This is a genomic window from Terriglobia bacterium (genome assembly GCA_032252755.1).
Lineage (GTDB): Bacteria > Acidobacteriota > Terriglobia > Terriglobales > Acidobacteriaceae > JAVUPY01.
The window spans coordinates 1-3,228 of sequence record JAVUPY010000021.1 but is presented as its reverse complement, the minus strand read 5'-3'; the positions used below and the strand labels follow the sequence as shown (position 1 = coordinate 3,228).

The 3,228-nt window shown below is 56.2% G+C and carries 4 protein-coding genes; 3 read left to right on the top strand and 1 reads right to left on the bottom strand.

Features of this window, described 5'->3' with window-relative positions:
• The first annotated feature begins 57 nt into the window (after positions 1–57).
• From ROO76_03925 to ROO76_03915, 3 genes are all read left to right on the top strand, one after another.
• Positions 58–1,071 (top strand): IS110 family transposase, encoded by a 1,014-nt coding sequence (locus ROO76_03925; protein ID MDT8067293.1) that lies wholly within the window; start codon positions 58–60, stop codon positions 1,069–1,071.
• A 50-nt stretch (positions 1,072–1,121) separates the two neighbouring features.
• On the top strand, positions 1,122–2,006 hold the full coding sequence (locus ROO76_03920; protein ID MDT8067292.1) for a sulfurtransferase: 885 nt from the start codon (positions 1,122–1,124) through the stop codon (positions 2,004–2,006).
• Between the two features lie 63 nt (positions 2,007–2,069).
• A complete protein-coding gene (locus ROO76_03915; GenBank protein MDT8067291.1) occupies positions 2,070–3,035 on the top strand; it encodes an arginase family protein in 966 nt (321 codons plus the stop codon).
• Between the two features lie 67 nt (positions 3,036–3,102).
• On the opposite strand, the gene ROO76_03910 is transcribed toward ROO76_03915, so the two are convergent.
• Positions 3,103–3,228 (bottom strand): IS5/IS1182 family transposase (locus ROO76_03910; protein MDT8067290.1); only part of this gene is annotated, 126 nt, incomplete at its 5' end.

The following is a 3,228-nucleotide window of genomic DNA, read 5'->3' as shown; positions in this document are numbered from 1 at the left end:
TGGTGATCGCCGCAGAGCGCGTCTGCTCCACAGCGCGAAGAACGCGGGAGAGAAGCGATGAAGCGTTATCTGGGAGTGGACCTGCATCGGACGCAGTTCACCGTATGCACACGATTGGAAAATGGCCGGACGTATCTGCGGCAGTGGCCGATGCGAGAGCTGAAGCTGTTCGCCGCACAGCTAAGGAAAGACGATGAGATCGCCGTGGAAGCCACCGGCAGCACGCGGCTGTTCCATGACGCAGTTATCGAGCATGTGGCGCGGGTGGCGGTCGTGAACCCAGCCCAGTTCAAGGTGATCAGCCAGTCGGTGAAGAAGACCGACAAGAACGACGCCGAATTGCTGGCGTTGTATCTGGCGAAAGACTTGTTGCCGGAGGTGCGAATGAAAGAGCCGAACCAAAGAAATATGGCACATCTGGCGCAGACGCGCGATCTGCTGGTGAAGCAGCGGTCGGCGCTGAAGGCCAAGATCAACAACCTGCTTTCCGCCGAAGGGATCAACCTGAAGAAAGAAGCACTGTCCAGCAACAAGGCCCTGGATCGTGTGCTGGCGCTGCCGCTCTCGCCGATCGTAGCGGCGGAGGCGCGGGTTCTGGTCGCGCAGATTCGTTCTCTCACCGGCAGCATCGCCGAGCTGGAGGAGCTGATCGAAGAAGAAGGGCCAAAGCTGGCTGGCCACGAAAACCTGATGAGCATCAAGGGCATCGGCCCGGTCAGCGCAGCGGTGCTGTTGAGCGCCATCGGGCGTATCGATGACTTCGACAATCCCGGCAAGCTGGCTGCGTATTTCGGCCTGGTGCCAAGAGTACAGAACTCCAACCAAACGGAACGCTCCGGGCGCATCACCAAGCAGGGCAACAAGCTGGCGCGCACCGCGCTGGTACAGTGCGCGCTCATCGCCAAACGATACAGCTCTTTCCTGCAGCAGTTCTATCAACGCATCCAGCGCCGCCGCGGGGGAGGCAAGGCCAACATCGCACTGGCGCGCAAATTCCTGGGAGTCATCTACTACACCCTCAAAAATAACTGGGTCTTCGAGGACTTCCCCAACTTCGTCCTGGCCCCCTGAAAACAGGCCACAACTATAGCATGAGTAGACAACTATTCATGGGAGATTACATGTCTGACTATAAGCATCCAGAAGGGCTGGTCTCGACGGAATGGGCTACGGAACATCGGAATGACCCAACGATTCAGATGGTCGAAGTGGACGTGGACACCACTGCCTATGACCAGGGACATATCCCAGGAGCGGTAGGATGGAATTGGCAGACGCAGCTGCAGGACAATATCCGGCGCGATCTGATCCAGAAATCTTCGCTCGAAGAGTTGCTGGGAAAATCGGGAATTTGGAATGACACCACAATTCTGCTTTACGGGGACAACAATCTGCTTTACGGGGACAACAACAATTGGTTTGCCGCCTACGCTTTCTGGCAGCTGAAATTTTACGGTCACAAGGACGTTCGGCTCATTGATGGAGGCCGCAAGAAGTGGATTGCGGAAAAGCGTACGCTCACAACCGAGGTGCCAAAAATCGCGCGGGTTTCCTATCATGCAAGTGAACCGGATGAGTCAATCCGCGCGCGCAAAGAGCAGGTCTTTGCCGTCGTCAGTAAGAAAAGTGGTGCCAAATTGGTGGATGTCCGCTCAGTGAACGAGTTCACCGGTAAAGTGATTGCTCCTCCGGGAATGTCTGAAACGGCTCTGCGTGGCGGTCATATTCCGGGCGCCGCCAATATTCCGTGGTCACAAGCAACCAACGAGGACGGCACATTCAAATCGGTGGATGCCTTGAGAAAGCTATACGAGGGGAACGGTGTCGATGGACGCGGCGAAGTCATCTCCTACTGCCGTATCGGCGAGCGCAGCGCGCACAGCTGGTTCGCTCTGAAATATCTGCTTGGCTATAAGGACGTGAAGAATTACGACGGCTCCTGGACCGAATGGGGCAATTTGGTCGGTGCACCCATTGAGAAGGAAATCGTTAAGGCTGCCGGTTAAATCGGGACGGCAAAAGGGCAACAATAATTGAGTAGCCTCGAAGCAACGGAAGGAGCGGTTTCGATGATTGCCAAGAGACAATCGGCAGCCTTACCACACACTGGCATCGCAACCTTCTGCAAGGCTCCATACGTTTTCGAGGCGGCAGAGATGAATGCCGAGGTTGCGGTGCTCGGCATTCCGTTCGACAATATGGCTTCCATGCGACCGGGCTGCCGTCAGGCGCCGCGAGCGCTCCGAGACGCCTCCACCCGATTTGGGTGGCTCGGGGAGCCGGCGGGAGCGTCTGGGTACTTCGACATCGGACAAAATGCCACATTATTATCCGGTGTTCGCATCGTGGATGCCGGCGACGTGGATGTACGACTCGACGCAACAGTTACGCGCGAACGAACTACCTCGCATGCCCGCTCCATCATTGACCGCAGTCTCCTTCTGGCCTCCATCGGCGGAGACCACTCAGTTAGTTTTCCACTGCTGACCGCGTTTGAGAAGTTCGGACCGCTCACGGTGGTCTTGCTGGACGCTCATCTGGACTATCGCAATAAGTCGATGGATATGGAGTTCACTAACAACAGCCCTTTCCGGCGCATCCATGAGTTGTCCTTTGTCAAGCGCATCGTGACCATCGGAGTCCGAGGCATCAAGAGCACGGATCGCGAATATCGCGAAACCCTGGATCATGGCAATCTGGTCTTCCCAATGGAGCGTGTTCACGATGAGGGAATCGCCGCGGTCGTCAGCGAAATTGGGGACCTTGGAAATTACTACGTGAGCCTGGACATCGACGCACTCGATCCTTCGATCGCTCCTGGTACTGAGAGCCCGGAAGCGGACGGCTTAAGTTTCCGGCAGGCCAAACAGTTGCTCCACGGAATCGCGAGATACGGCAAGCTTGTCGGCGTGGACATTGTCGAAGTGAATCCATATCTCGATCATGCTGAGCTCACGCAGCACATCTCCGTGCAACTATTGCTCGAGGCCATCGCTTCAGGCTTTCCAACTACCGCCGGAGCGCCACGAAAATGACCCGCACTTCAAGAACCCACCCTGTCGCACATGGAACACATCGTCATCTGATTAGGGCGTGTTAACACTATCTGAGTGCTTCGACGATAAGAGCGAAGTGCAGGAAGGCCATGAAGACGACGTCGAGTTTTTCGAAGCGGGAGAAGATTCTGCGGAAGCCTTTGAGTCGCCGGAAGAGCCGCTCGATTTCATT